The organism is Streptomyces yokosukanensis (assembly GCF_001514035.1).
Classification (GTDB): Bacteria; Actinomycetota; Actinomycetes; order Streptomycetales; family Streptomycetaceae; genus Streptomyces; species Streptomyces yokosukanensis.
Genome location: NZ_KQ948208.1, coordinates 220,067 through 246,917 on the forward strand (window position 1 = coordinate 220,067; position 26,851 = coordinate 246,917).

General features: G+C 67.2%; 23 protein-coding genes and 1 tRNA gene. 22 read left to right on the forward strand and 2 right to left on the reverse strand.

The features are described 5' to 3' along the window. Positions 1–7 precede the first annotated feature (7 nt). A complete protein-coding gene (locus AQI95_RS07555; protein WP_067119389.1) occupies positions 8–736 on the forward strand; it encodes a hypothetical protein in 729 nt (242 codons plus the stop codon). Here AQI95_RS07555 and AQI95_RS07560 read toward each other — a convergent pair. Both AQI95_RS07560 and AQI95_RS07565 read right to left on the reverse strand, forming a co-directional pair. Beyond that, on the reverse strand, positions 681–1,721 hold the full coding sequence (locus tag AQI95_RS07560; RefSeq protein ID WP_067119392.1) for an adenosine deaminase: 1,041 nt from the start codon (positions 1,719–1,721) through the stop codon (positions 681–683). The two genes, AQI95_RS07555 and AQI95_RS07560, sit on opposite strands and share 56 nt — an antisense overlap. Before the next feature lie 174 nt (positions 1,722–1,895). Continuing rightward, entirely contained in the window at positions 1,896–3,122 is a 1,227-nt protein-coding gene (locus tag AQI95_RS07565) for a pyridoxal phosphate-dependent aminotransferase (RefSeq protein ID WP_067120390.1), read from the reverse strand. Positions 3,123–3,384: 262 nt separating this feature from the next. Here AQI95_RS07565 and AQI95_RS07570 point away from each other — a divergent pair. From AQI95_RS07570 to rpsS, 21 genes are all read left to right on the forward strand, one after another. After that, positions 3,385–3,457: transfer RNA gene (locus AQI95_RS07570), tRNA-Trp, on the forward strand. Positions 3,458–3,563: 106 nt separating this feature from the next. Next, positions 3,564–3,851: a preprotein translocase subunit SecE gene (secE, locus tag AQI95_RS07575; protein WP_067119395.1), complete on the forward strand. Its 288-nt coding sequence runs from the start codon at positions 3,564–3,566 to the stop codon at positions 3,849–3,851. A gap of 80 nt (positions 3,852–3,931) precedes the next feature. Continuing rightward, positions 3,932–4,810 carry a transcription termination/antitermination protein NusG gene (nusG, locus tag AQI95_RS07580; protein WP_067119398.1) on the forward strand — a complete coding sequence of 293 codons (879 nt, stop codon included), beginning with the start codon at positions 3,932–3,934 and terminating at the stop codon, positions 4,808–4,810. A gap of 168 nt (positions 4,811–4,978) precedes the next feature. After that, the gene (rplK, locus tag AQI95_RS07585) at positions 4,979–5,413 is read left to right on the forward strand and encodes a 50S ribosomal protein L11 (RefSeq protein ID WP_031167035.1); all 435 of its coding nucleotides are present in this window, start codon (positions 4,979–4,981) and stop codon (positions 5,411–5,413) included. A gap of 100 nt (positions 5,414–5,513) precedes the next feature. Further along, positions 5,514–6,239 carry a 50S ribosomal protein L1 gene (gene rplA, locus AQI95_RS07590; protein WP_067119401.1) on the forward strand — a complete coding sequence of 242 codons (726 nt, stop codon included), beginning with the start codon at positions 5,514–5,516 and terminating at the stop codon, positions 6,237–6,239. 178 nt (positions 6,240–6,417) lie between these two features. Then, entirely contained in the window at positions 6,418–7,329 is a 912-nt protein-coding gene (locus AQI95_RS07595) for an SCO4651 family lipoprotein (RefSeq protein ID WP_067119404.1), read from the forward strand. Between the two features lie 373 nt (positions 7,330–7,702). Next, positions 7,703–8,233, forward strand: coding sequence for a 50S ribosomal protein L10 (gene rplJ, locus AQI95_RS07600; RefSeq protein ID WP_067119406.1), 531 nt, complete (start codon positions 7,703–7,705; stop codon positions 8,231–8,233). A 111-nt stretch (positions 8,234–8,344) separates the two neighbouring features. Continuing rightward, positions 8,345–8,734 (forward strand): 50S ribosomal protein L7/L12, encoded by a 390-nt coding sequence (gene rplL / locus AQI95_RS07605; protein WP_067119409.1) that lies wholly within the window; start codon positions 8,345–8,347, stop codon positions 8,732–8,734. Positions 8,735–9,350: 616 nt separating this feature from the next. Further along, the gene (gene rpoB, locus AQI95_RS07610) at positions 9,351–12,839 is read left to right on the forward strand and encodes a DNA-directed RNA polymerase subunit beta (RefSeq protein ID WP_067119412.1); all 3,489 of its coding nucleotides are present in this window, start codon (positions 9,351–9,353) and stop codon (positions 12,837–12,839) included. Between the two features lie 97 nt (positions 12,840–12,936). Next, entirely contained in the window at positions 12,937–16,836 is a 3,900-nt protein-coding gene (locus AQI95_RS07615) for a DNA-directed RNA polymerase subunit beta' (protein WP_067119415.1), read from the forward strand. A 543-nt stretch (positions 16,837–17,379) separates the two neighbouring features. Next, a complete protein-coding gene (gene rpsL / locus AQI95_RS07620; RefSeq protein WP_003948652.1) occupies positions 17,380–17,751 on the forward strand; it encodes a 30S ribosomal protein S12 in 372 nt (123 codons plus the stop codon). Positions 17,752–17,753: 2 nt separating this feature from the next. Beyond that, positions 17,754–18,224 (forward strand): 30S ribosomal protein S7, encoded by a 471-nt coding sequence (rpsG, locus tag AQI95_RS07625; protein ID WP_005481264.1) that lies wholly within the window; start codon positions 17,754–17,756, stop codon positions 18,222–18,224. Positions 18,225–18,263: 39 nt separating this feature from the next. Further along, on the forward strand, positions 18,264–20,390 hold the full coding sequence (gene fusA / locus AQI95_RS07630; protein WP_067119427.1) for an elongation factor G: 2,127 nt from the start codon (positions 18,264–18,266) through the stop codon (positions 20,388–20,390). A 155-nt stretch (positions 20,391–20,545) separates the two neighbouring features. Further along, positions 20,546–21,739, forward strand: coding sequence for an elongation factor Tu (gene tuf / locus AQI95_RS07635; protein WP_067119429.1), 1,194 nt, complete (start codon positions 20,546–20,548; stop codon positions 21,737–21,739). A gap of 176 nt (positions 21,740–21,915) precedes the next feature. Continuing rightward, the gene (locus AQI95_RS07640) at positions 21,916–23,154 is read left to right on the forward strand and encodes a S8 family serine peptidase (RefSeq protein ID WP_067119431.1); all 1,239 of its coding nucleotides are present in this window, start codon (positions 21,916–21,918) and stop codon (positions 23,152–23,154) included. 451 nt (positions 23,155–23,605) lie between these two features. Then, positions 23,606–23,914: a 30S ribosomal protein S10 gene (gene rpsJ, locus AQI95_RS07645; RefSeq protein WP_003948644.1), complete on the forward strand. Its 309-nt coding sequence runs from the start codon at positions 23,606–23,608 to the stop codon at positions 23,912–23,914. 17 nt (positions 23,915–23,931) lie between these two features. Further along, complete coding sequence (rplC, locus tag AQI95_RS07650) at positions 23,932–24,576, forward strand: 50S ribosomal protein L3 (RefSeq protein ID WP_062706771.1); 645 nt, start codon at positions 23,932–23,934, stop codon at positions 24,574–24,576. A gap of 8 nt (positions 24,577–24,584) precedes the next feature. Next, a complete protein-coding gene (gene rplD / locus AQI95_RS07655) occupies positions 24,585–25,241 on the forward strand; it encodes a 50S ribosomal protein L4 (protein ID WP_067119432.1) in 657 nt (218 codons plus the stop codon). Next, on the forward strand, positions 25,241–25,660 hold the full coding sequence (rplW, locus tag AQI95_RS07660) for a 50S ribosomal protein L23 (protein ID WP_067119434.1): 420 nt from the start codon (positions 25,241–25,243) through the stop codon (positions 25,658–25,660). Before rplD ends, rplW begins: the two co-directional genes overlap by 1 nt. 40 nt (positions 25,661–25,700) lie before the next feature. After that, positions 25,701–26,537: a 50S ribosomal protein L2 gene (gene rplB / locus AQI95_RS07665; RefSeq protein WP_067119437.1), complete on the forward strand. Its 837-nt coding sequence runs from the start codon at positions 25,701–25,703 to the stop codon at positions 26,535–26,537. Between the two features lie 12 nt (positions 26,538–26,549). After that, entirely contained in the window at positions 26,550–26,831 is a 282-nt protein-coding gene (rpsS, locus tag AQI95_RS07670; protein WP_003992359.1) for a 30S ribosomal protein S19, read from the forward strand. Positions 26,832–26,851 lie beyond the last annotated feature (20 nt).

The following is a 26,851-nucleotide window of genomic DNA, read 5'->3' on the forward strand; positions in this document are numbered from 1 at the left end:
TGACCGTATGCGGCTGAGACTGCGTGAGTTCCGGCCTCGCACCGGGCCGTACGAACACCGGATCGTCCAGCCCTGGCACCCCCTGCGCCACACCTCGCTCAGCGCCCCCGAGCCGATCGGGCTGCTGCTCGGCGACCACGACGGACTGAACAGGCTGGCGGGCCTGTTCTCCTTCGCCGCCTACTCCCGGCACACGGTCGTGCACGTGCCGCTGCGCGACGGCGTCCCGCCCGACGAGGGCTTCGGCGAGCTGGTCGACCTCGTCCTGGTCCACCACTCGCTCGGCCTGCGCCCCTCGGCCTGGCCCGGACTGCGCCGCAAGCTGCGCGCGGGGACCCCGCTGCTCGTACGCACCGACGAGGCGCGCACCGCGCGGGACGCCGCCGCATGGCGCGAGCGCGCAGGCCGTGCCGACTTCAAGGACGTGCTGCGGCAGGCCACACACGCGCGTACCTGCTTTCTCCTCGGCAGCCGGGACGTCTTCGCCGAGACGGCCACCTGGTTCGCCCACGCGGCCGGCCACGGGCCGTACCAGAAGGACGTCGCCAAGGGGTACTCGAGGCTGATGGGCGAGATCCCGGCGCTGGTGCAGCCGCCCGGCGGCGGGCACCCCCTCGACGTCCTGATCTGCTTCAAGCCCTATCCGCCCTACGCCCACTTCAGACGGCCGGGCGAGCCCTTCAGGAGGCCGGGCCGGTCAGCCACTCGTCCACGCCGGCCAGCAGCCGCGCCCTGACGTCTTCCGGCGCCGCCGAGGCCCGCACCGACTGCCGGGCCAGCTCCGCGAGTTCGGCGTCCGAGAAGCCGTGCGAGTGCCGCGCGATCTCGTACTGAGCCGCCAGCCGCGAGCCGAACAGCAGTGGGTCGTCGGCGCCGAGGGCCATCGGGACGCCCGCTTCGAAGAGCGTGCGCAACGGCACGTCCTCGGGCTTCTCGTACACACCGAGGGCCACGTTCGACGCCGGGCACACCTCGCAGGTCACCTGCCGGTCGGCCAGCCGCTTCAGCAGCCGCGGGTCCTCCGCCGCACGCACCCCGTGCCCGATCCGCGAGGCGTGCAGGTCGTCCATGCAGTCGCGCACCGAGGCCGGACCGGTCAGCTCGCCGCCGTGCGGGGCCGACAGCAGACCACCCTCGCGCGCGATGTGGAAGGCCCGGTCGAAGTCCCGCGCCATGCCCCGCCGCTCGTCGTTGGAGAGGCCGAAGCCGACCACGCCCCGGTCCGCGTACCGCACCGCCAGGCGGGCCAGCGTGCGCGCGTCCAGCGGGTGCTTCATGCGGTTGGCGGCGAGCAGTACGCGCATGCCCAGTCCGGTCTCCCTGGACGCCGTGTCCACCGCGTCCAGGATGACCTCCAGCGCCGGGAGCAGCCCGCCCAGGCGGGGCGCGTACGACGTCGGGTCCACCTGGATCTCCAGCCAGCCCGAACCGTCCTTCAGGTCCTCCTCGGCGGCCTCCCGGACCAGGCGCTGGATGTCCTCCGGTTCGCGCAGGCAGGAGCGCGCCGCGTCGTACAGCCGCTGGAAACGGAACCAGCCCCGTTCGTCCGTGGCTCGCAGTTTGGGCGGTTCGCCGCTGGTCAGTGCTTCCGTCAGGGTCTCGGGCAGACGTACGCCGTACTTGTCGGCCAGCTCCAGGACGGTCCCCGGTCGCATCGAACCGGTGAAGTGCAGGTGCAGATGGGCTTTCGGCAGCTCAGAGAGGTCACGTACACGCTCCATCCCAGGATCCTGCCGTACGGAGGTGTCCTCCCGGTAGCTGTTTCCCCGTTCGTGGTCTTGCTCGCACGCAGAAGCGGGCCGCTTCCCCGGGGGGAAACGGCCCGCACGCACGCGTGGAGTCCGAAAAGCCCGCACGCGCGGGAGAACGCGTGGAACGCGAAGAACGAACGGGGACTAGTCCCGCGCCTCCGCCAGCAGCTTCTGGATGCGGCTCACGCCCTCGACGAGGTCCTCGTCGCCGAGCGCGTACGACAGCCGCAGATAGCCCGGCGTGCCGAAGGCCTCACCCGGAACGACCGCGACCTCGGCCTCCTCCAGGATCAGTGCGGCCAGCTCGACCGTGTCCTGGGGGCGCTTGCCGCGGATCTCCTTGCCGAGCAGGCCCTTGACCGACGGGTAGGCGTAGAAGGCGCCCTCGGGCTCCGGGCAGAGCACGCCGTCGATCTCGTTGAGCATGGCCACGATCTTCTTGCGGCGCCGGTCGAAGGCCTCGCGCATCTTCGCCACGGCCTCCAGACCGCCGGAGACGGCGGCCAGGGCGGCCACCTGGGCCACGTTGGAGACGTTCGAGGTGGCGTGCGACTGCAGGTTGGTGGCGGCCTTGACGACGTCCTTCGGGCCGATGACCCAGCCCACGCGCCAGCCGGTCATGGCGTACGTCTTCGCCACGCCGTTGACCACGATGCACTTGTCGCGCAGCTCGGGCAGCAGCGCCGGCAGGGAGACCGCGGTGGCGTCGCCGTAGACCAGGTGCTCGTAGATCTCGTCCGTGAGCACCCACAGGCCGTGCTCCACGGCCCAGCGGCCGATCGCCTCGGTCTCGGCCTCGGAGTAGACCGCGCCGGTCGGGTTGGACGGGGAGACGAAGAGGACGACCTTCGTCTTCTCCGTGCGGGCCGCCTCCAGCTGCTCGACGGTGACCCGGTAGCCGGTCGTCTCGTCGGCCACGACCGCCACCGGGACACCGCCCGCGAGCCGGATCGACTCCGGGTACGTGGTCCAGTACGGCGCCGGGACGATGACCTCGTCGCCCGGGTCGAGGATCGCGGCGAACGCCTCGTAGATGGCCTGCTTGCCGCCGTTGGTGACGAGGATCTGCGAGACGTCCGGTTCCCAGCCGGAGTCGCGCAGCGTCTTCGCGGCGATGGCGGCCTTCAGCTCGGGCAGGCCGCCGGCCGGGGTGTAGCGGTGGTACTTGGGGTTTTTGCAGGCCTCGACGGCCGCCTCGACGATGTAGTCCGGGGTCGGGAAGTCGGGCTCACCCGCGCCGAAGCCGATCACCGGACGCCCGGCGGCCTTCAGGGCCTTGGCCTTGGCGTCCACGGCGAGGGTGGCGGACTCGGAGATCGCGCCGACTCGGGCGGAGACCCGGCGCTCGGTGGGAGGGGTTGCAGCGCTCATGGAGCCCATCGTTCCAGACCCGAAACATCCCCGGCACGCGGGTTTCACGGACTGAACAGCCAGGGGGCGAGACGTGAACAGGGGTCCGAATCCGGGCCCCGGCCAGGACGATCTTTGGCCGGAGGCCTTCGGAGAGGCCTTTTCTGTTCGACGCCGGGCCGTGGACCACGTACACTCTCACCTCGTTGGCCTTCAGCTGCCACCGCCGAAACCGGTGCACACCGTGCACCCGTCCGGATGCGGTACGTTGGGGGACACACAAAGGGTCGTAGCTCAATTGGTAGAGCACCGGTCTCCAAAACCGGCGGTTGGGGGTTCAAGTCCCTCCGGCCCTGCTACACACACCGCCAGGATGTGTGCGCAGGTACGTACAGCAATGCACGCCGTGCGGCTCAGGAACCGGGCGCGGCACGGCCACGACCCGGGATCAGGTGAGGACGAATGACGGACGCCGTGGGCTCCATCGACACGCCTGATGCTCAGGACGAGGTGCCCGAGTCCAGCAAGAAGGCTCGCAAGGGCGGCAAGCGCGCCAAGAAGGGCCCGCTGAAGCGCCTCGCCACTTTCTACCGCCAGATCGTCGCGGAGCTTCGCAAGGTCGTCTGGCCGACGCGTAACCAGCTGACCTCGTACACCACTGTGGTGATCTTCTTCGTCGCCATCATGATCGCGCTGGTGACCGTGATTGACTATGGGCTCAACCACGCGGCCAAGTACGTCTTCGGCTGAGCCAAGAGCGAAGGGCGCCGTGGCACCGGCGCCCGTTTTCGCATGTTCCACCCCTATGTATCCAGGAAGAAGCAGCCATCGTGTCTGACCCGAACCTGAACGACGACGCCATCGAGTCTCGCGGAACCGCTGCCGAGATGGTGGACGACGAGCTCGACATCGTCGAGGGCGCGGACGAGCAGGACGAGTTCGAGGCTGCCGAGGCCGAGGCGGGGGAGCCGGCCGAAGAGGCGGCCCTGCACGTCGAGGACGAGGACGCGGACGCGGACGAAGAGGCTGACGCGGACGAAGAGGCCGCCGAGGAAGCCGTCGAGGCCGCCGAGGAAGAGCCGGCCGAGCCCGTCGACCCCATCGCGGCCCTGCGCGAGGAACTGCGCACCCTGCCCGGCGAGTGGTACGTCATCCACACCTACGCCGGCTACGAGAACCGCGTGAAGACCAACCTGGAGCAGCGCGCCGTCTCGCTGAACGTCGAGGACTACATCTTCCAGGCCGAGGTGCCGCAGGAAGAGGTCGTCCAGATCAAGAACGGCGACCGCAAGACGATCAAGCAGAACAAGCTGCCGGGTTACGTCCTGGTCCGCATGGACCTGACCAACGAGTCCTGGGGCGTCGTCCGCAACACCCCGGGTGTCACCGGCTTCGTCGGCAACGCCTACGACCCGTACCCGCTGACCCTGGACGAGATCGTCAAGATGCTCGCCCCGGAGGCCGAGGAGAAGGCCGCCCGCGAGGCCGCCGAGGCCGAGGGCAAGCCCGCTCCGCAGCGCAAGGTCGAGGTCCAGGTGCTGGACTTCGAGGTCGGCGACTCGGTCACCGTCACCGACGGCCCGTTCGCCACGCTGCAGGCGACCATCAACGAGATCAACCCCGACTCGAAGAAGGTCAAGGGCCTGGTGGAGATCTTCGGCCGCGAGACGCCGGTCGAGCTGTCCTTCGACCAGATCCAGAAGAACTAGTCCTTCTGGACTTCGTGCTTCCGCGCAGGTCAGGCAGGCCGTCACGGTCAGCCTGACCTGCACGGTTTTTAGCCGCGCATCCATACCCGTTATCGTTGTGCGGTATGCCTGCGTCAGGATCGCGATCCTCGCGCGGGCATGGACCCGAATGAAAGGACCCGGAGAGCTATGCCTCCCAAGAAGAAGAAGGTCACGGGGCTTATCAAGCTCCAGATCAACGCCGGTGCGGCGAACCCGGCCCCGCCGGTCGGCCCCGCGCTGGGCCAGCACGGCGTCAACATCATGGAGTTCTGCAAGGCGTACAACGCCGCGACCGAGTCGCAGCGTGGCTGGGTGATCCCGGTGGAGATCACGGTCTACGAGGACCGCTCCTTCACCTTCGTCACCAAGACGCCGCCGGCCGCGAAGATGATCCTCAAGGCCGCTGGTGTCGAGAAGGGCTCGGGCGAGCCGCACAAGACCAAGGTCGCCAAGATCACCGAGGCGCAGGTCCGGGAGATCGCCCAGACCAAGATGCCCGACCTCAACGCCAACGACCTGGACGCCGCGTCGAAGATCATCGCCGGCACGGCCCGTTCCATGGGCATCACGGTCGAGGGCTGACCTCACCCCCCAGCAGTCATGCGACCGTCGCCGGTCGCGCGTGGCAGGGCCTGCTCGGCCCGGAGACCACGACTCCTTTCAGAACACACAGGAGCAAGTTGTGAGCAAGCGCAGCAAGGCTCTCCGCGCTGCGGACGCCAAGATCGACCGGGAGAAGCTGTACGCCCCGCTCGAGGCCGTCCGTCTCGCCAAGGAGACCTCCACGTCCAAGTTCGACGGCACCGTCGAGGTCGCCTTCCGTCTGGGTGTCGACCCGCGTAAGGCCGACCAGATGGTCCGTGGCACCGTGAACCTTCCGCACGGCACCGGTAAGACCGCCCGGGTCCTGGTCTTCGCGACCGGTGACCGTGCCGAGGCCGCGCGTGCCGCGGGCGCCGACATCGTCGGCGCCGACGAGCTGATCGACGAGGTGGCGAAGGGCCGTCTGGACTTCGACGCCGTCGTCGCCACCCCGGACCTCATGGGCAAGGTCGGCCGCCTCGGCCGCGTCCTCGGCCCGCGTGGTCTGATGCCGAACCCGAAGACCGGCACCGTGACCCCGGACACCGCCAAGGCTGTGACCGAGATCAAGGGCGGCAAGATCGAGTTCCGCGTCGACAAGCACTCGAACCTGCACTTCATCATCGGCAAGGCGTCCTTCGACGACACTAAGCTGGTGGAGAACTACGGCGCCGCGCTGGAGGAGATCCTCCGTCTGAAGCCGTCCGCCGCCAAGGGTCGCTACATCAAGAAGGCCGCCATCACCACCACGATGGGCCCCGGCATTCCGCTCGACCCGAACCGCACCCGCAACCTCCTCGTCGAGGAGGACCCGGCCGCCGTCTGAGCCCTCCGCTCACCCGGTAGCCGCGTCAGGTACGCGTAAGTAAAGGGCGGGCCCTGCAACCTTCCAGGTGCGGGGTCCGTCCTTTCTTTGTACGAGCTTGCGTTGCAGGGGTTTTCGCAGGACTGTCAGTGGCTTGGGCTACGGTGCGGGCACACGACTTGCATGGGGGTAGGACACGATGAAGAGCACGACGGCGCGCAGGATGACCCTTTCCGTGGCGGTGGTCGCCGCGCTGACCGGGGTGGCCGCGTGCGGCTCCTCGGACTCCGGGAAGGGCGGCAAGGCCGCCGGCGACGGCGCGATCAATGTCAGCCCCATCGCGGCGCTGCGCTCCGCCGAGCAGTCCACCGACAAGGCGGACTCGGCCAAGGTGCGCTCCACCACGTCCATCGGCAATCTGATGGCGATGACGGCGAACGGCGCCCTCACCTGGGGCGACGGCCTCAAGGGCAACCTCACCATCACCTACACCGGCGGCAAGATGGCCGAGATGATGCGCCAGGCCGGCACGGCCTCCATGGAGGCCCGCTATCTGCCGGACGCCTACTACGCGCACATGAGCGACGTCTACGCCCAGCACACCGGCGGCAAGCACTGGATCAAGTACTCGTACGACGAGCTGGCCAAGCTCGGCGGCGCCTCCGGCTCGTACCTGAAGGACCAGCTGCAGAACTCCACGCCGAACCAGTCCGTGAAGATGCTGCTGGCCTCCGGCGACGTGAAGAAGGTCGGCGAGGAGACGGTCTCCGGCGCCCACACCACGCACTACGCGGGCACCGTGAACGTCGCGGACCTCGCGCGCAAGAGCAGCAACCTCAGCGCGGAGCAGCTGGACGCCCTGAAGAAGCAGCTCGACCAGGCGGGCGTCACCACCGACACCATCGATCTGTGGATCAACGACCAGAACCTGCTGGTGAAGAAGTCCGAGCAGGCCGACACGGCCAACGGCAAGATGACCAGCACTGCGTCCTACAGCGACTACGGCGTGAAGGTCTCCGCCGAGGCGCCCCCGGCCGGCGACACCACCGACTTCGCGAAGCTGCTGAAGTCCGGCGGCTCCCCGGCGGGCAGCAGCGCCAGCAAGCCCTGACACCCGGGAATTCCTGACACCTGGGAAGCCCTGGCACCCGGGAAACCGTGCGGGCTCCTGCTCACCGGAACATCCGGTGAGCAGGCCCTACGGCCCGATTTGCTCGATGGCGCACCGGTCCCGTACTCTCTTGCAGAAGCCAAAGACCGCTGGTCGTTGCCGTGCCCTCTGAACGAGGGTGCGGTGGCCGAAGGATCCGCTGCAAAGTGGACGACCCGCGCAGGTGTCAGTGGAAGAACTCCCGGAGCATACGCACGAAACGCGTGTGCGGCCGGTCGAGTCCGCCCCGTGCGCCTGCGCCGGGGCGTTTCGTTTTCTCAGTCCTCCTTCGGGTCCGCGCGGTCAGAATCACCCGGAAGGAGGCCGAGGCTCTATGGCGAGGCCCGACAAGGCTGCCGCGGTTGCCGAGCTCAAGGACAAGTTCCAGAGCTCCAACGCCGCTGTGCTGACCGAGTACCGCGGTCTCACCGTGGCGCAGCTCAAGACGCTGCGCCGTTCTCTCGGTGAGAACGCCCAGTACGCCGTGGTGAAGAACACGCTGACCAAGATTGCGGCCCTCGAGGCCGGGATCACGCTGGACGACCAGCTCTACGCTGGTCCGACGGCCGTCGCCTTTGTCACCGGTGACCCGGTGGAAGCGGCGAAGGGTCTGCGTGACTTCGCCAAGGAGAACCCGAATCTCGTCATCAAGGGCGGTGTCCTTGATGGCAAGGCGCTGACCGCCGACGAGATCAAGAAGCTTGCGGACCTCGAGTCCCGCGAGGTTCTGCTCAGCAAGCTGGCCGGTGCCTTCAAGGCGAAGCAGTCCCAGGCTGCCTCCGTCTTCCAGGCGCTGCCGTCGAAGCTCGTCCGCACCGTGGACGCGCTGCGCGCCAAGCAGGCCGAGCAGGGCGGTGCCGAGTAATTCGGCTCGCTTTCTGACCCGCACCGAAGCCGCGGGTCGCAGCGGGCCGACGTACGCCCGCCTCATCCAGTACATCCGGCACCTGCCGATATGAGTGGAAGGACCGCCATCATGGCGAAGCTCACCCAGGACGAGCTGCTTGCCCAGTTCGAGGAGATGACCCTCATCGAGCTCTCCGAGTTCGTGAAGGCCTTCGAGGAGAAGTTCGACGTCACCGCCGCCGCTGCCGCGCCGGTCGTCGTCGCCGGTGGTGCCGCTGGTGGCGCCGCCGCCGAGGCCGAGGAGGAGAAGGACGAGTTCGACGTCATCCTCACCGGCGCCGGCGAGAAGAAGATCCAGGTCATCAAGGTCGTGCGTGAGCTGACCTCCCTGGGTCTGAAGGAGGCCAAGGACCTCGTCGACGGCACCCCGAAGCCGGTCCTCGAGAAGGTCGCCAAGGACGCCGCGGAGAAGGCCGCCGAGGCCCTCAAGGGCGCCGGCGCCTCCGTCGAGGTCAAGTAAGACCTCTCCGGGTCCTCACGGACTCGAGAACGGGTCCCCGCGGACTCGAACGGGCGCTGTCCACAGCCTCGTGGCGCCGTGAAAAACGCCTCGTAGGGCTGTAACGCGAACGCAGCGAAGAGCGATCATCCATCCGGGTGGTCGCTCTTCGGCGTATCCGGCGGGCCTGACCACGGTTGCCTTGCACTCGTCTCGGCGGGGGGTATGGTGATCTTCGTCGTGTCTCCGGACGGTCCGCTTCGGGCTGGGGGGCCTTGACGAACCGCACGCAGCGCGCAATTCTCAGGACGCGTCGTCACAAGGATCCGAATCCGAGGCATGGATCGACGGCGAAGAGGGCAGTATGAACGTGCGTTGAGGGCAGGCATGCCGAGGGCGTTGACAAGAGCGGTGAGCACAGCGAGGGTCTCGAAAAACCCGCACTGGACATCAGTGTGCCAAGTGGCTACACTGACCCTTTGCGCTGCCTGTTAGCTGTCCCCTGCCCGTCACCAGGGGTCTGCCCTCACTCGAGCACTGCCGACCGAAGCTCCCTTGACCTGGGGTTTCTGTCTCTGTGTGCGGGGGAGGGGCCGGCACGCGCGTAGTGAGTCCGAGCCCTCGGAAGGACCCCCTCTTGGCCGCCTCGCGCAATGCCTCGACCGCGAATACGAACAACGGCGCCAGCACCGCCCCGCTGCGCATCTCCTTTGCAAAGATCAAGGAGCCTCTCGAGGTTCCGAACCTGCTCGCGCTGCAGACCGAGAGCTTTGACTGGCTGCTCGGCAACACCGCCTGGCAGAGTCGGGTCGAGGAGGCTCTGGAGAACGGTCAGGACGTCCCCACCAAGTCCGGTCTGGAGGAGATCTTCGAGGAGATCTCCCCGATCGAGGACTTCTCCGGGTCGATGTCCCTGACGTTCCGGGACCACCGCTTCGAGCCGCCGAAGAACTCCATCGACGAGTGCAAGGAGCGCGACTTCACGTACGCCGCCCCGCTCTTCGTCACCGCCGAGTTCACCAACAACGAGACCGGTGAGATCAAGTCCCAGACGGTCTTCATGGGCGACTTCCCGCTCATGACGAACAAGGGCACCTTCGTCATCAACGGCACCGAGCGTGTCGTGGTGTCTCAGCTGGTCCGTTCCCCCGGTGTCTACTTCGACTCCACCATCGACAAGACGTCCGACAAGGACATCTTCTCCGCCAAGATCATCCCGTCCCGGGGTGCCTGGCTGGAGATGGAGATCGACAAGCGCGACATGGTCGGTGTGCGTATCGACCGCAAGCGCAAGCAGTCGGTCACCGTGCTGCTGAAGGCGCTCGGCTGGACGACCGAGCAGATCCTCGAGGAGTTCGGCGAGTACGAGTCCATGCGCGCCACCCTGGAGAAGGACCACACCCAGGGCCAGGACGACGCGCTGCTCGACATCTACCGCAAGCTGCGTCCGGGCGAGCCCCCCACGCGTGAGGCCGCGCAGACGCTGCTCGAGAACCTCTACTTCAACCCCAAGCGCTACGACCTCGCCAAGGTCGGCCGCTACAAGGTGAACAAGAAGCTCGGCGCGGACGAGCCGCTGGACGCCGGCGTGCTGACCACCGACGACGTCATCGCCACCATCAAGTACCTGGTGAAGCTGCACGCCGGTGAGACCGAGACGGTCGCCGAGTCGGGTCGCTCGATCATGGTCGAGACCGACGACATCGACCACTTCGGCAACCGCCGTATCCGCAGCGTCGGCGAGCTGATCCAGAACCAGGTCCGTACGGGTCTCGCCCGTATGGAGCGCGTCGTGCGCGAGCGCATGACCACCCAGGACGTCGAGGCGATCACGCCGCAGACCCTGATCAACATCCGGCCGGTCGTCGCCTCCATCAAGGAGTTCTTCGGCACCAGCCAGCTGTCCCAGTTCATGGACCAGAACAACCCGCTGTCGGGGCTGACGCACAAGCGTCGTCTGAACGCCCTCGGCCCGGGTGGTCTCTCCCGTGAGCGGGCCGGCTTCGAGGTCCGTGACGTCCACCCCTCGCACTACGGCCGCATGTGCCCGATCGAGACGCCGGAAGGCCCGAACATCGGCCTGATCGGCTCGCTGGCCTCCTACGGCCGGGTCAACGCGTTCGGTTTCATCGAGACGCCGTACCGCAAGGTCGACGAGCACGGTGTGGTCACCGACGAGGTGGACTACCTGACCGCCGACGAGGAGGACCGCTTCGTCATCGCGCAGGCCAACGCGCCGCTGACCGACGAGCTGCGGTTCGCCGAGGCCCGCGTGCTGGTCCGCCGCCGTGGCGGCGAGGTCGACTACGTCGCTCCCGAGGACGTGGACTACATGGACGTCTCGCCGCGCCAGATGGTGTCGGTCGCGACGGCCATGATCCCCTTCCTCGAGCACGACGACGCCAACCGCGCCCTCATGGGCGCGAACATGATGCGTCAGGCCGTGCCGCTGATTAAGTCCGAGGCGCCGCTCGTCGGCACCGGCATGGAGTACCGCTCCGCGGTCGACGCCGGCGACGTGGTCAAGGCCGAGAAGGCCGGTGTGGTCCAGGAGGTCTCCGCGGACTACATCACCACCGCCAACGACGACGGCACGTACATCACGTACCGCCTGCACAAGTTCGCCCGGTCCAACCAGGGCACCTCGGTCAACCAGAAGGTCGTCGTCAACGAGGGCGACCGGATCATCGAGGGCCAGGTCCTCGCCGACGGTCCGGCCACCGAGAACGGTGAGATGGCCCTCGGCAAGAACCTGCTCGTGGCGTTCATGCCGTGGGAAGGTCACAACTACGAGGACGCGATCATCCTGTCGCAGCGCCTCGTGCAGGACGACGTCCTCTCCTCGATCCACATCGAGGAGCACGAGGTCGACGCCCGTGACACCAAGCTCGGCCCCGAGGAGATCACCCGGGACATCCCGAACGTCTCCGAAGAGGTCCTCGCCGACCTGGACGAGCGCGGCATCATCCGTATCGGTGCCGAGGTCGTCGCCGGCGACATCCTCGTCGGCAAGGTGACCCCGAAGGGCGAGACCGAGCTGACCCCGGAGGAGCGCCTGCTGCGCGCGATCTTCGGTGAGAAGGCCCGTGAGGTCCGCGACACCTCGCTGAAGGTGCCGCACGGCGAGATCGGCAAGATCATCGGCGTGCGCGTCTTCGACCGCGAAGAGGGCGACGAGCTGCCGCCGGGCGTGAACCAGCTGGTCCGCGTCTACGTCGCGCAGAAGCGCAAGATCACCGATGGTGACAAGCTCGCCGGCCGCCACGGCAACAAGGGTGTCATCTCCAAGATCCTGCCGATCGAGGACATGCCGTTCCTGGAGGACGGCACCCCGGTCGACATCATCCTCAACCCGCTGGGTGTCCCGTCCCGAATGAACCCGGGACAGGTCCTGGAGATCCACCTCGGCTGGCTCGCCAGCCGCGGTTGGGACGTCTCCGGCCTCGCCGACGAGTGGGCCCAGCGCCTGCAGGCCATCGGCGCCGACCAGGTCGCCCCGCGCACCAATGTCGCGACCCCGGTCTTCGACGGTGCCCGCGAGGACGAGCTGGCGGGTCTGCTGCAGCACACCATCCCGAACCGCGACGGCGAGCGCATGGTGCTCCCGTCCGGCAAGGCGCGGCTGTTCGACGGCCGCAGCGGTGAGCCGTTCCCGGACCCGATCTCGGTCGGCTACATGTACATCCTGAAGCTGCACCACCTGGTCGACGACAAGCTGCACGCCCGTTCGACCGGTCCGTACTCGATGATCACCCAGCAGCCGCTGGGTGGTAAGGCGCAGTTCGGTGGTCAGCGCTTCGGTGAGATGGAGGTGTGGGCCCTCGAGGCCTACGGCGCCGCGTACGCCCTTCAGGAACTGCTGACCATCAAGTCCGACGACGTCACCGGCCGCGTGAAGGTCTACGAGGCCATCGTCAAGGGCGAGAACATCCCCGAGCCCGGCATCCCCGAGTCCTTCAAGGTGCTCATCAAGGAGATGCAGTCGCTCTGCCTGAACGTGGAGGTGCTGTCCAGCGACGGTATGTCCATCGAGATGCGCGACACCGACGAGGACGTCTTCCGCGCTGCGGAGGAGCTTGGCATCGACCTGTCCCGGCGCGAGCCGAGCAGCGTCGAAGAGGTCTGACGGGAGTCCGGCGGGGCCCTCACCCACAAGGCCCCGCCGACCCCCAGGCCCCCGTTTCAGACCAAAGACTTACGACCCTGAGAGGGATTGACGCATAGTGCTCGACGTCAACTTCTTCGACGAGCTCCGGATCGGTCTGGCCACCGCTGACGACATCCGTCAGTGGAGCCACGGCGAGGTCAAGAAGCCCGAGACGATCAACTACCGCACCCTGAAGCCCGAAAAGGACGGACTCTTCTGCGAGAAGATCTTCGGTCCGACCCGGGACTGGGAGTGCTACTGCGGCAAGTACAAGCGTGTCCGCTTCAAGGGCATCATCTGCGAGCGCTGTGGCGTCGAGGTCACGCGCGCCAAGGTGCGCCGTGAGCGGATGGGCCACATCGAGCTGGCCGCGCCCGTCACGCACATCTGGTACTTCAAGGGTGTCCCGAGCCGCCTGGGCTACCTGCTCGACCTGGCTCCCAAGGACCTCGAGAAGGTCATCTACTTCGCGGCGTACATGATCACGTACGTCGACGAGGAGCGTCGTACCCGCGACCTGCCCTCCCTGGAGGCGCATGTCTCGGTCGAGCGCCAGCAGATCGAGAACCGCCGCGACTCCGACCTCGAAGGCCGCGCCAAGAAGCTCGAGGCCGACCTGGCCGAGCTGGAGGCCGAGGGTGCCAAGGCCGATGTGCGCCGCAAGGTGCGCGAGGGTGCCGAGCGCGAGATGAAGCAGCTGCGCGACCGCGCGCAGCGCGAGATCGACCGCCTCGACGAGGTGTGGAACCGCTTCAAGAACCTCAAGGTCCAGGACCTCGAGGGCGACGAGCTGCTCTACCGCGAGCTGCGTGACCGCTTCGGCACGTACTTCGACGGCTCGATGGGTGCCGCGGCGCTGCAGAAGCGCCTGGAGTCCTTCGACCTCGACGAGGAGGCCGAGCGGCTCCGCGAGATCATCCGCACCGGCAAGGGCCAGAAGAAGACCCGTGCCCTGAAGCGCCTGAAGGTCGTCTCCGCGTTCCTGCAGACGTCCAACAGCCCCAAGGGCATGGTCCTGGACTGCGTCCCGGTCATCCCGCCGGACCTGCGTCCGATGGTGCAGCTGGACGGTGGCCGCTTCGCGACCTCCGACCTGAACGACCTGTACCGCCGTGTCATCAACCGCAACAACCGTCTGAAGCGGCTCCTGGACCTCGGTGCCCCGGAGATCATCGTCAACAACGAGAAGCGCATGCTTCAGGAGGCTGTTGACGCCCTCTTCGACAACGGTCGTCGTGGCCGCCCGGTGACGGGCCCCGGCAACCGCCCGCTGAAGTCCCTCAGCGACATGCTGAAGGGCAAGCAGGGTCGATTCCGTCAGAACCTGCTCGGCAAGCGAGTCGACTACTCGGCGCGTTCCGTCATCGTCGTCGGCCCGCAGCTCAAGCTGCACCAGTGCGGTCTGCCGAAGGCGATGGCGCTGGAGCTGTTCAAGCCGTTCGTGATGAAGCGCCTGGTCGACCTGAACCACGCGCAGAACATCAAGAGCGCCAAGCGCATGGTGGAGCGCGGCCGCACGGTCGTGTACGACGTCCTCGAAGAGGTCATCGCCGAGCACCCGGTGCTGCTGAACCGTGCTCCCACCCTGCACCGCCTCGGCATCCAGGCCTTCGAGCCGCAGCTGGTCGAGGGCAAGGCCATCCAGATCCACCCGCTCGTCTGCACCGCGTTCAACGCGGACTTCGACGGTGACCAGATGGCCGTGCACCTGCCGCTGTCCGCGGAGGCGCAGGCCGAGGCCCGCATCCTGATGCTGTCCTCGAACAACATCCTCAAGCCGGCCGACGGCCGCCCGGTGACGATGCCGACCCAGGACATGGTCCTCGGTCTGTTCTTCCTCACCACCGACGGCGAGATGCGCGACATCAAGGGCGAGGGACGCTCGTTCGCGTCCGTGGCCGAGGCGATCATGGCGTTCGACGCCGGCGAGCTGTCGCTGCAGTCGCGCGTGGACATCCGCTTCCCGGTGGGCACCATCCCGCCGCGCGGCTGGACCCCGCCGGCGCGCGAGGAGGGCGAGCCGGAGTGGCAGCAGGGTGACAGCTTCCGGCTGAACACCACCCTGGGCCGCGCGCTCTTCAACGAGCTGCTGCCCGAGGACTACCCGTTCGTCGACTACGAGGTCGGCAAGAAGCAGCTCTCCGAGATCGTGAACGACCTCGCCGAGCGCTACCCGAAGGTCATCGTGGCGGCGACGCTCGACAACCTGAAGGCGTCCGGCTTCTTCTGGGCCACCCGTTCCGGCGTCACCGTCGCCATCTCCGACGTCGTCGTTCCCGAGGCGAAGAAGGAGATCGTCAAGGGCTACGAGGCGCAGGACGAGAAGGTCCAGAAGCAGTACGAGCGCGGTCTGATCACCAAGGAAGAGCGCACGCAGGAGCTCATCGCGATCTGGACCAAGGCGACCAACGAGGTCGCCGAGGCGATGAACGCGAACTTCCCGAAGACCAACCCGGTCTCGATGATGGTGAACTCGGGTGCCCGAGGCAACATGATGCAGATGCGTCAGATTGCCGGTATGCGTGGTCTGGTGTCGAACGCGAAGAACGAGACGATCCCGCGTCCGATCAAGGCCTCGTTCCGTGAGGGCCTGTCCGTGCTGGAGTACTTCATCTCCACGCACGGTGCCCGTAAGGGTCTGGCGGACACCGCCCTGCGTACCGCCGACTCGGGTTACCTGACCCGTCGTCTGGTGGACGTCTCGCAGGACGTCATCATCCGCGAGGAGGACTGCGGCACCGAGCGCGGCCTCAAGCTGGCGATCGCCGAGCGCGGCGAGGACGGCGTCCTGCGCAAGACGGAGAACGTCGAGACGTCGGTGTACGCGCGCTGCCTCGCCGAGGACATCGTGGTCGACGGCAAGGTGCTGGCCCCGGCCGGTACCGACCTCGGCGACGTGCTCATCGACGAGCTGGTCAAGCACGGTGTGGGGACGGTCAAGACCCGTTCGGTCCTGACCTGTGAGTCCGCCGTCGGCACCTGCGCGATGTGCTACGGCCGTTCGCTGGCCACCGGCAAGCTGGTCGACATCGGTGAGGCGGTCGGCATCATCGCCGCCCAGTCCATCGGTGAGCCCGGTACCCAGCTGACGATGCGTACCTTCCACACCGGTGGTGTGGCCGGTGACGACATCACCCAGGGTCTGCCGCGTGTCGTCGAGCTCTTCGAGGCCCGTACCCCGAAGGGTGTCGCCCCGATCTCCGAGGCGAGCGGCCGCGTCCGCATCGAGGAGACCGAGAAGACCAAGAAGCTCGTCGTCACCCCGGACGACGGCAGCGACGAGACGGCGTTCCCGATCTCCAAGCGTGCCAAGGTCCTGGTCAGCGAGGGCGAGCACGTCGAGGTGGGCCAGCAGCTCACCGTGGGTGCCACCAACCCGCACGACGTGCTGCGCATCCTGGGCCAGCGCGCCGTCCAGGTCCACCTGGTCGGCGAGGTCCAGAAGGTCTACAACTCGCAGGGTGTGTCGATCCACGACAAGCACATCGAGATCATCATCCGGCAGATGCTGCGCCGTGTGACGATCATCGAGTCGGGCGACGCCGAGCTGCTGCCCGGCGAGCTGGTCGAGCGCTCGAAGTTCGAGACCGAGAACCGTCGTGTGGTCCAGGAGGGCGGTCACCCGGCCTCCGGTCGTCCGCAGCTGATGGGTATCACCAAGGCCTCGCTGGCGACGGAGTCCTGGCTGTCGGCCGCCTCCTTCCAGGAGACGACCCGAGTTCTGACGGACGCGGCGATCAACGCCAAGTCCGACAGCCTCATCGGCCTCAAGGAGAACGTCATCATCGGTAAGCTCATCCCGGCCGGTACGGGTCTGTCCCGCTACCGCAATATCCGGGTCGAGCCGACCGAGGAGGCCAAGGCCGCGATGTACTCGGCCGTCGGCTACGACGACATCGACTACTCGCCGTTCGGCACCGGCTCCGGCCAGGCCGTTCCGCTGGAGGACTACGACTACGGTCCGTACAACCAGTAAGCGAGCTGTATGAAGGGCGGCCACTCCGTTTCGGGGTGGCCGCCCTTCGGCGTTCCGGTGGGGCGCCGAGCGGTGCCGGTGGGGCGCTGTGCGGTGGCGAGGGGCGCGGACGGGTCCACGAGGCCGCCGGAGTACCGCGTACGACGCGGAGGGCGGGGGAGGCCGTGACGGCGGTGGCATGGTCCGAGCGGGCCGTACGGAGCCGTGGGATGCACGCGCGACGTCGTGGCCGGCGGCCGGCGACCCCGCATTTCGAAGATCACGTAGGGTACAGCGGCTTGACATGGGGCGCAGGCCGAGGCCGCCGGGTTCCATTTGTTTTGACCACAGCGAATGAGGTAGGTACGCTCAGACCTTGTGCCTGGGGTGTGCCCTGGCTCTCGTGCGTGCCTTCAGACCGCACGGCGAGCCGTGAGCGGCCACCGCGATCCGTGCTCCTTCCGCCCTTGGGCGGGAGTCCGCCGGATTCGACACACCCGACCGCGTGGGTCGGAGACGTTCCAGGTTAGCTGTACCTATCGGCACACAGAAACCGGAGAAGTAGTGCCTACGATCCAGCAGCTGGTCCGCAAGGGCCGGCAGGACAAGGTCGAGAAGAACAAGACGCCCGCACTCGAGGGTTCCCCTCAGCGTCGTGGCGTCTGCACGCGTGTGTTCACGACCACCCCGAAGAAGCCGAACTCGGCCCTGCGTAAGGTCGCGCGTGTGCGTCTGACCAGCGGCATCGAGGTCACTGCTTACATTCCGGGTGAGGGACACAACCTGCAGGAGCACTCCATCGTGCTCGTGCGCGGCGGCCGTGTGAAGGACCTGCCCGGTGTTCGCTACAAGATCATCCGCGGTTCGCTCGACACCCAGGGTGTCAAGAACCGCAAGCAGGCCCGCAGCCGCTACGGCGCCAAGAAGGAGAAGTAGAAATGCCTCGTAAGGGCCCCGCCCCGAAGCGCCCGGTCATCATCGACCCGGTCTACGGTTCTCCTCTGGTGACCTCCCTGATCAACAAGGTGCTGCTGAACGGCAAGCGCTCCACCGCCGAGCGCATCGTCTACGGCGCCATGGAGGGTCTGCGCGAGAAGACCAGCAACGACCCGGTCATCACGCTGAAGCGCGCGCTGGAGAACATCAAGCCGACCCTCGAGGTCAAGTCCCGCCGTGTCGGTGGCGCGACGTACCAGGTTCCGATCGAGGTCAAGCCCGGTCGTGCCAACACCCTGGCGCTGCGCTGGCTCGTGGGTTACTCCCGCGCCCGCCGCGAGAAGACCATGACCGAGCGTCTGCTCAACGAGCTTCTCGACGCTTCGAACGGCCTCGGTGCGGCCGTCAAGAAGCGCGAGGACACGCACAAGATGGCCGAGTCCAACAAGGCCTTCGCGCACTACCGCTGGTAGTCGCTACCCACATCGAGACCGAGAGAAGACTGAAGCCTTATGGCTACCACTTCACTTGACCTGGCCAAGGTCCGCAACATTGGGATCATGGCCCACATCGACGCGGGCAAGACGACCACCACCGAGCGGATCCTGTTCTACACCGGTGTGTCGTACAAGATCGGTGAGGTCCACGACGGCGCTGCCACCATGGACTGGATGGAGCAGGAGCAGGAGCGTGGCATCACGATCACCTCTGCTGCCACCACCTGTCACTGGCCGCTGGAAGACGTCGACCACACCATCAACATCATCGACACCCCGGGCCACGTCGACTTCACCGTCGAGGTGGAGCGCTCCCTGCGCGTGCTCGACGGTGCCGTGACGGTGTTCGACGGCGTCGCCGGCGTGGAGCCCCAGTCCGAGACGGTGTGGCGTCAGGCGGACCGCTACGGCGTTCCGCGTATCTGCTTCGTCAACAAGCTCGACCGGACCGGTGCCGAGTTCCACCGCTGCGTCGACATGATCTCTGACCGCCTGGGCGCTCAGCCGATCGTGATGCAGCTGCCGATCGGTGCCGAGGCCGACTTCAAGGGCGTCGTCGACCTGGTGACGATGAAGGCCCTGGTCTGGTCCGCCGAGGCCACCAAGGGCGAGATGTACGACGTCGTCGACATCCCGGACACGCACACCGAGGCTGCCGAGGAGTACCGCGGCAAGCTGCTCGAGGCCGTGGCCGAGAACGACGAAGAGATCATGGAGCTGTACCTGGAGGGCACCGAGCCCTCCGTGGAGCAGCTGTACGCCGCGATCCGTCGCATCACCATCGCGTCCGGCAAGTCCAAGGACATCACGGTCACCCCGGTGTTCTGCGGCACCGCGTTCAAGAACAAGGGCGTCCAGCCCCTGCTCGACGCGGTCGTGCGCTACCTCCCCTCCCCCCTGGACGTCGAGGCCATCGAGGGCCACGACGTCAAGGACCCGGAGACGGTCGTCAAGCGCAAGCCGTCCGACGAGGAGCCGCTGTCGGCTCTGGCCTTCAAGATCATGAGCGACCCGCACCTCGGCAAGCTCACCTTCGTCCGGGTCTACTCGGGCCGCCTGGAGTCCGGCACTGCGGTGCTGAACTCCGTCAAGGGCAAGAAGGAGCGCATCGGCAAGATCTACCGCATGCACGCGAACAAGCGTGAGGAGATCGACTCGGTGGGCGCCGGCGACATCATCGCCGTCATGGGTCTGAAGCAGACCACGACCGGTGAGACGCTGTGCGACGACAAGCAGCCGGTGATCCTGGAGTCCATGGACTTCCCGGCGCCGGTCATCCAGGTCGCCATCGAGCCCAAGTCGAAGGGCGACCAGGAGAAGCTCGGCGTCGCGATCCAGCGTCTGGCCGAGGAGGACCCGTCCTTCCAGGTCCACTCGGACGAGGAGACCGGCCAGACCATCATCGGTGGTATGGGCGAGCTGCACCTCGAGGTGCTGGTCGACCGTATGCGCCGTGAGTTCAAGGTCGAGGCCAACGTCGGCAAGCCGCAGGTCGCGTACCGCGAGACGATCCGCAAGGCCGTCGAGCGCGTGGACTACACCCACAAGAAGCAGACCGGTGGTACCGGTCAGTTCGCCAAGGTGCAGATCGCGATCGAGCCCATCGAGGGCGGCGACGCCTCGTACGAGTTCGTGAACAAGGTGACCGGTGGCCGTATCCCGAAGGAGTACATCCCTTCGGTGGACGCCGGTGCTCAGGAGGCCATGCAGTTCGGCATCCTCGCGGGCTACGAGATGACCGGCGTGCGCGTCACGCTGATCGACGGTGGCTACCACGAGGTCGACTCCTCCGAGCTCGCCTTCAAGATCGCCGGTTCGCAGGCCTTCAAGGAGGCCGCGCGCAAGGCTTCGCCCGTGCTCCTCGAGCCGATGATGGCCGTTGAGGTCACCACGCCCGAGGACTACATGGGTGAGGTCATCGGCGACATCAACTCCCGCCGTGGCCAGATCCAGGCCATGGAGGAGCGGGCCGGTGCCCGCGTCGTCAAGGGCCTCGTGCCCCTGTCGGAGATGTTCGGCTACGTCGGCGACCTCCGCAGCAAGACGTCGGGTCGCGCAAGCTACTCGATGCAGTTCGACTCCTACGCCGAGGTTCCGCGGAACGTCGCCGAGGAGATCATCGCGAAGGCCAAGGGCGAGTAACGCACCGCGTTCACACGCTTTAGGCTTGACTCCGGAGCCTCAAGGGGCAAACACCCACATTCCTGGATGTTTGCCCCGGGTTCCGGGCTTTCCAGCAAAGATCACCTGGCGCCGATGAAGTAAGGCGTACAGAACCACTCCACAGGAGGACCCCAGTGGCGAAGGCGAAGTTCGAGCGGACTAAGCCGCACGTCAACATCGGCACCATCGGTCACATCGACCACGGTAAGACGACCCTCACGGCCGCCATTACCAAGGTGCTGCACGACGCGTACCCGGACCTGAACGAGGCCACCGCGTTCGACAACATCGACAAGGCGCCCGAGGAGCGTCAGCGCGGTATCACCATCTCCATCGCGCACGTCGAGTACCAGACCGAGGCGCGTCACTACGCCCACGTCGACTGCCCGGGTCACGCGGACTACATCAAGAACATGATCACCGGTGCCGCGCAGATGGACGGCGCGATCCTCGTGGTCGCCGCCACCGACGGCCCGATGCCGCAGACCAAGGAGCACGTCCTCCTGGCCCGCCAGGTCGGCGTTCCGTACATCGTCGTCGCCCTGAACAAGGCCGACATGGTGGACGACGAGGAGATCCTGGAGCTCGTCGAGCTCGAGGTCCGTGAGCTCCTCTCCGAGTACGAGTTCCCGGGCGACGACCTGCCGGTCGTCAAGGTCTCCGCGCTGAAGGCGCTTGAGGGCGACCCCGAGTGGACCCAGACCGTCCTCGAGCTGATGAAGGCCGTCGACGAGAACATCCCGCAGCCCGAGCGTGATGTCGACAAGCCGTTCCTGATGCCGATCGAGGACGTCTTCACGATCACCGGTCGCGGTACGGTCGTCACCGGCCGTATCGAGCGTGGTGTCCTCAAGGTCAACGAGACCGTCGACATCGTGGGCATCAAGCAGGAGAAGACCACCACCACGGTCACCGGCATCGAGATGTTCCGTAAGCTGCTCGACGAGGGCCAGGCCGGTGAGAACGTCGGTCTGCTGCTCCGTGGCATCAAGCGCGAGGACGTCGAGCGCGGCCAGGTCATCATCAAGCCGGGCTCGGTCACCCCGCACACCGAGTTCGAGGCCCAGGCCTACATCCTGTCCAAGGACGAGGGTGGCCGCCACACGCCGTTCTTCAACAACTACCGTCCGCAGTTCTACTTCCGTACGACGGACGTGACGGGCGTTGTGACCCTCCCCGAGGGCACCGAGATGGTCATGCCGGGCGACAACACCGAGATGTCCGTCCAGCTGATCCAGCCGGTCGCCATGGAAGAGGGCCTGAAGTTCGCCATCCGTGAGGGTGGCCGCACCGTGGGCGCCGGCCAGGTCACCAAGATCGTCAAGTAAGTACCGCTTGCTTGAGGGTCAACCGACCTGAAGGTCTCCGACCTGCGAAGAGGCCCGTACGACTTCGGTCGTGCGGGCCTCTTCCGCGTGTCCGCCCGCCACCGTCCCGGCCCCTCACCCCGCGCTGCGCGCAGGCTCTTCACAGCGCCCGCGAACCGTGATGATCCAATACCGGCATGCATCAAGCGTTTCGTACCGGCGCCGTCGCCGCCGCCGCGCTCCTCGCCGTGGCCGGCCCCGCCCCGCTCGCCGCCGCGGCGGACACGGCACCTCGGCAGTGGTATCTCGACAAGATGGCCGCCGATGCCATGTGGAAGGTCGGCACGGGCAAGGGGATCAAGGTCGCCGTCATCGGCACCGGGGTGAACCCGGACACGCCCTCGCTGCGCGGCCAGGTGCTGCCCGGCGTCGACACCCTGGTCGCGGACGACCTGGTCAAGGGCAGCCTCACGGACACGCACGACACCACCGGCGCGGGTACGACCGCGGCCGAACTCATCGCGGGCACGGGCAAGGGGGGCGGCCTGAAGGGGCTCGCGCCCGGCGTGAAGATCATCCCGATCCGGGTGCCGGCCATCCGGCACGACGAGCTGCCCGACCCCAACTACCCACTGGAGACGGCCATTCGGGCCGCCGTGGACCACGGCGCGCAGATCATCGACATCACCGTCGGCAACCAGTACCCGATCGGCACCCAGCTCTGGGGCTACGGCACCCTCGACCGCGCGGTCAAGAAGGACGTCCTGATGTTCGCGGGCGTCGGCGACAACGCGAAGGCGGGGAACAAGCCGCAGTACCCGGCCGCCTACGACCAGGTGGTGGGCGTCGGCGCGATGGACCGCACCGGAACCGTCACCCCGACCTCGCAGCACGGCGACGACGTCGACATCGCCGGGCCCGGCGTGGACATACCCCGCTGGTGCGACGCCACCTTCCGCCGCTACTGCGCCGACGGCGGCGGTACCGCGGCGGCCTCCGCGATCGTCTCGGCCTCCGCGGCGCTGGTGTGGTCCGAGCACCCCGACTGGACGGCCGCGCAGGTGTGGCGGGTCCTGGAGGACACCGCGGGCCGCAGCTGGCCCGCGGACACGCCCAGCGTCTATCTCGGGTACGGCGTTGTCCGGCCCCGCCAGGTCCTCGTGCTCGGCAGGGGCCGACCGGGCGCCCCCGATGCGCACACCTCGCCGTACGACGTCGTGCCGCCGAAGGGTTCCCCGACCGCGAGTCCCGCTCCGAGCCCTTCCGGGGGTGCGTCGCGGCCGGGCGGCAAGTCCACGGGCCCGGTCTCCGCCGCCGCGACGGACTCCTCCGACGGCTCCGGGGCGCCTCTCGGCCCCATCGCCCTCGTCGCCACCGGCGTGGTGATCCTGGCCGCCACCGCCACCTGGGCCGTACGCAGACGCCGCACCCGCTGACCCGCGCCGTCACCCACGCCGGGCCGCGCCGCCCGCCGGTTTGACCTACGTCACCTTCGGGGTAATCTCTACGGCTCGATTGGCCAGGCCCCTGGCCCATATGGCAGACTGTCGGAGTTGCTCGGTCGAGTGTTGATGCTGCGCGCCTCCCGCCGGGAGGACCGGAAGCGAGTCCCACAGTACTCGTCGCCCTAACTGCCTTCGGGCAGCACTGGGGCGGACGTACGGGAATCTTCCGGGAAGTGTGGGTGCGGCACCGGCCAGGCACCCGGTGGGCCCAAGGTCCCCGGTCCGCGGTTCCGGAAGGGCCGTCGCATTCCCCGCAGGGATGTTCGAACAAGGGGCATCTGTGTCAGCGGGAGCGCGACACGCCCGACCGCGTGGGTCGGAGAAGCAAAGGCAGTACCACCGGGTTCCGGAGCGTAAGAAGAGACAGGACTACTGAGTAGCCATGGCGGGACAGAAGATCCGCATCCGGCTCAAGGCCTACGACCACGAGGTCATCGACTCCTCGGCGAAGAAGATCGTCGAGACGGTGACCCGCACTGGTGCGTCGGTCGCGGGCCCGGTGCCGCTGCCCACTGAGAAGAACGTGTACTGCGTCATCAAGTCGCCGCACAAGTACAAGGACTCGCGCGAGCACTTCGAGATGCGCACGCACAAGCGCCTGATCGACATTCTCGACCCGACCCCCAAGACCGTTGACTCTCTGATGCGACTCGACCTCCCGGCCGGTGTCGACATCGAGATCAAGCTCTGAGGGCTGGTGATCTGAGAATGGCTAAGCAGATCAAGGGCATCCTGGGCGAGAAGCTCGGCATGACGCAGGTGTGGGACGAGAACAACCGTGTTGTTCCGGTCACCGTCGTCAAGGCCGGCCCCAACGTCGTCACCCAGGTCCGTACCAACGACGTCGACGGCTACGAGTCGGTCCAGATCGCCTTCGGCGAGATCGACCCGCGCAAGGTGAACAAGCCCCTCAAGGGCCACTTCGCCAAGGCCGACGTCACCCCCCGTCGCCACCTCGTCGAGATCCGTACGGCGGACGCCTCCGAGTACACCCTCGGCCAGGAAGTCACCGCTGAGGTCTTCGAGGCCGGCGTGAAGGTCGACGTCACCGGCAAGAGCAAGGGCAAGGGCTTCGCCGGTGTCATGAAGCGTCACAACTTCAAGGGCCTCGGCGCCGGTCACGGCACCCAGCGCAAGCACCGCTCGCCCGGTTCCATCGGTGGCTGCGCCACCCCGGGCCGCGTGTTCAAGGGCCTCCGCATGGCGGGTCGCATGGGCAACGAGCGTGTCACCACCCAGAACCTGACCGTCCACGCCGTTGACGCGGAGAAGGGTCTGCTGCTCATCAAGGGCGCGGTTCCCGGTCCGAACGGCGGCCTCGTCCTGGTCCGCACCGCGGCCAAGGGGGCCTGAGGTAAACGATGAGCACTGTTGACATCCTTTCGCCTGCCGGCGAGAAGACCGGAAGCGTCGAGCTCCCCGCGGAGATCTTCGGCGTGGAGAAGGTCAGCATCCCGCTGATCCACCAGGTCGTCGTCGCGCAGAACGCGGCCGCCCGCCAGGGCACGCACAAGACGAAGACCCGTGGCGAGGTCCGTGGTGGTGGCAAGAAGCCTTACCGCCAGAAGGGCACCGGCCGCGCCCGTCAGGGCTCGACCCGCGCGCCGCAGTTCGCCGGCGGTGGCGTCGTCCACGGCCCGCAGCCGCGTGACTACTCGCAGCGCACCCCGAAGAAGATGAAGGCTGCCGCTCTGCGTCACGCCCTCACCGACCGGGCGCGTCACAACCGCATCCACGTCGTCACCGGCGTGATCGAGGGCGAGAACCCCAGCACCAAGGCCGCTCGCACGCTGTTCGGCAAGATCTCGGAGCGCAAGAACCTGCTCCTGGTCATCGACCGCGCCGACGAGGCCGCGTGGCTGTCCGCCCGCAACCTGCCCCAGGTCCACATCCTGGAGCCGGGCCAGCTGAACACGTACGACGTGATCGTCTCGGACGACGTGGTCTTCACCCAGGCCGCTTTCGAGTCCTTCGTCGCCGGCCCGAAGGCCAACGACACCGAAGGGACCGAGGTCTGATGGCTACCCGTCACCCGAGCATTGCCTCGAAGGCCGCCAAGGCCGCCAAGGTCGCGCGCATCGCCAAGGCGAAGCGCCACGCCACCGAGGGCAAGAACACCGTCGAGACCCCGCTGAGCAAGTCGTTCACGGACCCCCGTGACGTCCTGCTGAAGCCGGTCGTCTCCGAGAAGAGCTACGCGCTCCTCGACGAGAACAAGTACACGTTCATCGTCGACCCGAACGCCAACAAGACCCAGATCAAGCAGGCCGTCCAGGCGGTCTTCTCGGTCAAGGTCACCGGGGTCAACACGATCAACCGTCAGGGCAAGCGCAAGCGGACCCGCACCGGCTTCGGCCAGCGTGCCGGGACCAAGCGCGCGATCGTGACCCTCGCCGAGGGCGACCGTATCGACATCTTCGGCGGTCCGACCGCCTAAGGGCGGTCCGGATCGTCCGATATCGGACGAGGACTGAGAAATGGGAATCCGCAAGTACAAGCCGACTACGCCGGGCCGTCGTGGCGCCAGCGTCGCCGACTTCGTCGAGGTCACGCGGTCCACGCCGGAGAAGTCGCTGGTCCGTCCCCTGCACAGCAAGGGCGGCCGTAACAACGCCGGTCGTGTGACCGTTCGCCACCAGGGTGGCGGACACAAGCGCGCCTACCGTCTGATCGACTTCCGTCGTCACGACAAGGACGGCGTGCCGGCGAAGGTCGCGCACATCGAGTACGACCCCAACCGCACCGCGCGCATCGCGCTGCTGCACTACGCCGACGGCGAGAAGCGCTACATCCTCGCCCCGCGCAACCTGCAGCAGGGTGACCGCGTCGAGAACGGTCCCGGGGCCGACATCAAGCCGGGCAACAACCTGGCCCTCCGCAACATCCCGGTCGGTACCACGATCCACGCGATCGAGCTCCGTCCCGGTGGCGGTGCCAAGTTCGCCCGCTCCGCCGGTGCCTCCGTGCAGCTGCTCGCGAAGGAGGGCTCGATGGCCCACCTGCGCATGCCGTCCGGTGAGATCCGCCTGGTCGACGTCCGCTGCCGCGCCACCATCGGTGAGGTCGGCAACGCCGAGCAGAGCAACATCAACTGGGGCAAGGCCGGCCGTAAGCGGTGGCTGGGCGTTCGCCCGACCGTCCGTGGTGTCGTCATGAACCCGGTCGACCACCCGCACGGTGGTGGTGAGGGCCGGACCTCCGGTGGCCGCCACCCTGTGTCCCCGTGGGGCAAGAAGGAAGGCCGTACTCGTTCGCCCAAGAAGGCGTCGAACAAGTACATCGTCCGCCGCCGCAAGACGAACAAGAAGCGCTAAGGACGGGTTGAGATGCCTCGTAGCCTGAAGAAGGGGCCCTTCGTCGACGACCACCTGATCAAGAAGGTGGACGCCCAGAACGAAGCCGGCACCAAGAACGTCATCAAGACCTGGTCCCGTCGCTCCATGATCGTCCCGGCCATGCTGGGCCACACGCTCGCGGTGCACAACGGCAAGACCCACATCCCGGTGTTCGTCACCGAGTCGATGGTCGGCCACAAGCTCGGCGAGTTCTCGCCGACGCGTACCTTCCGGGGTCACGTCAAGGACGACCGGAAGTCGAAGCGCCGCTAGTAGCGGATCGCATTCAGACA

Bases quoted from the DNA above. Each gene is read 5' to 3' on its own strand.
- rpsG (WP_005481264.1), top strand. From the start codon at position 17,754: ATGCCTCGTAAGGGCCCCGCCCCGAAGCGCCCGGTCATCATCGACCCG.
- AQI95_RS07560 (WP_067119392.1), bottom strand. From the start codon at position 1,721: ATGGAGCGTGTACGTGACCTCTCTGAGCTGCCGAAAGCCCATCTGCAC.
- rpsS (WP_003992359.1), top strand. From the start codon at position 26,550: ATGCCTCGTAGCCTGAAGAAGGGGCCCTTCGTCGACGACCACCTGATC.
- rplL (WP_067119409.1), top strand. From the start codon at position 8,345: ATGGCGAAGCTCACCCAGGACGAGCTGCTTGCCCAGTTCGAGGAGATG.
- rplJ (WP_067119406.1), top strand. From the start codon at position 7,703: ATGGCGAGGCCCGACAAGGCTGCCGCGGTTGCCGAGCTCAAGGACAAG.
- fusA (WP_067119427.1), top strand. From the start codon at position 18,264: ATGGCTACCACTTCACTTGACCTGGCCAAGGTCCGCAACATTGGGATC.
- rplB (WP_067119437.1), top strand. From the start codon at position 25,701: ATGGGAATCCGCAAGTACAAGCCGACTACGCCGGGCCGTCGTGGCGCC.
- AQI95_RS07555 (WP_067119389.1), top strand. From the start codon at position 8: ATGCGGCTGAGACTGCGTGAGTTCCGGCCTCGCACCGGGCCGTACGAA.
- AQI95_RS07565 (WP_067120390.1), bottom strand. From the start codon at position 3,122: ATGAGCGCTGCAACCCCTCCCACCGAGCGCCGGGTCTCCGCCCGAGTC.
- rplD (WP_067119432.1), top strand. From the start codon at position 24,585: ATGAGCACTGTTGACATCCTTTCGCCTGCCGGCGAGAAGACCGGAAGC.
- rplC (WP_062706771.1), top strand. From the start codon at position 23,932: ATGGCTAAGCAGATCAAGGGCATCCTGGGCGAGAAGCTCGGCATGACG.
- rplK (WP_031167035.1), top strand. From the start codon at position 4,979: ATGCCTCCCAAGAAGAAGAAGGTCACGGGGCTTATCAAGCTCCAGATC.
- AQI95_RS07640 (WP_067119431.1), top strand. From the start codon at position 21,916: ATGCATCAAGCGTTTCGTACCGGCGCCGTCGCCGCCGCCGCGCTCCTC.
- rpsJ (WP_003948644.1), top strand. From the start codon at position 23,606: ATGGCGGGACAGAAGATCCGCATCCGGCTCAAGGCCTACGACCACGAG.
- secE (WP_067119395.1), top strand. From the start codon at position 3,564: ATGACGGACGCCGTGGGCTCCATCGACACGCCTGATGCTCAGGACGAG.
- rplW (WP_067119434.1), top strand. From the start codon at position 25,241: ATGGCTACCCGTCACCCGAGCATTGCCTCGAAGGCCGCCAAGGCCGCC.
- AQI95_RS07595 (WP_067119404.1), top strand. From the start codon at position 6,418: ATGAAGAGCACGACGGCGCGCAGGATGACCCTTTCCGTGGCGGTGGTC.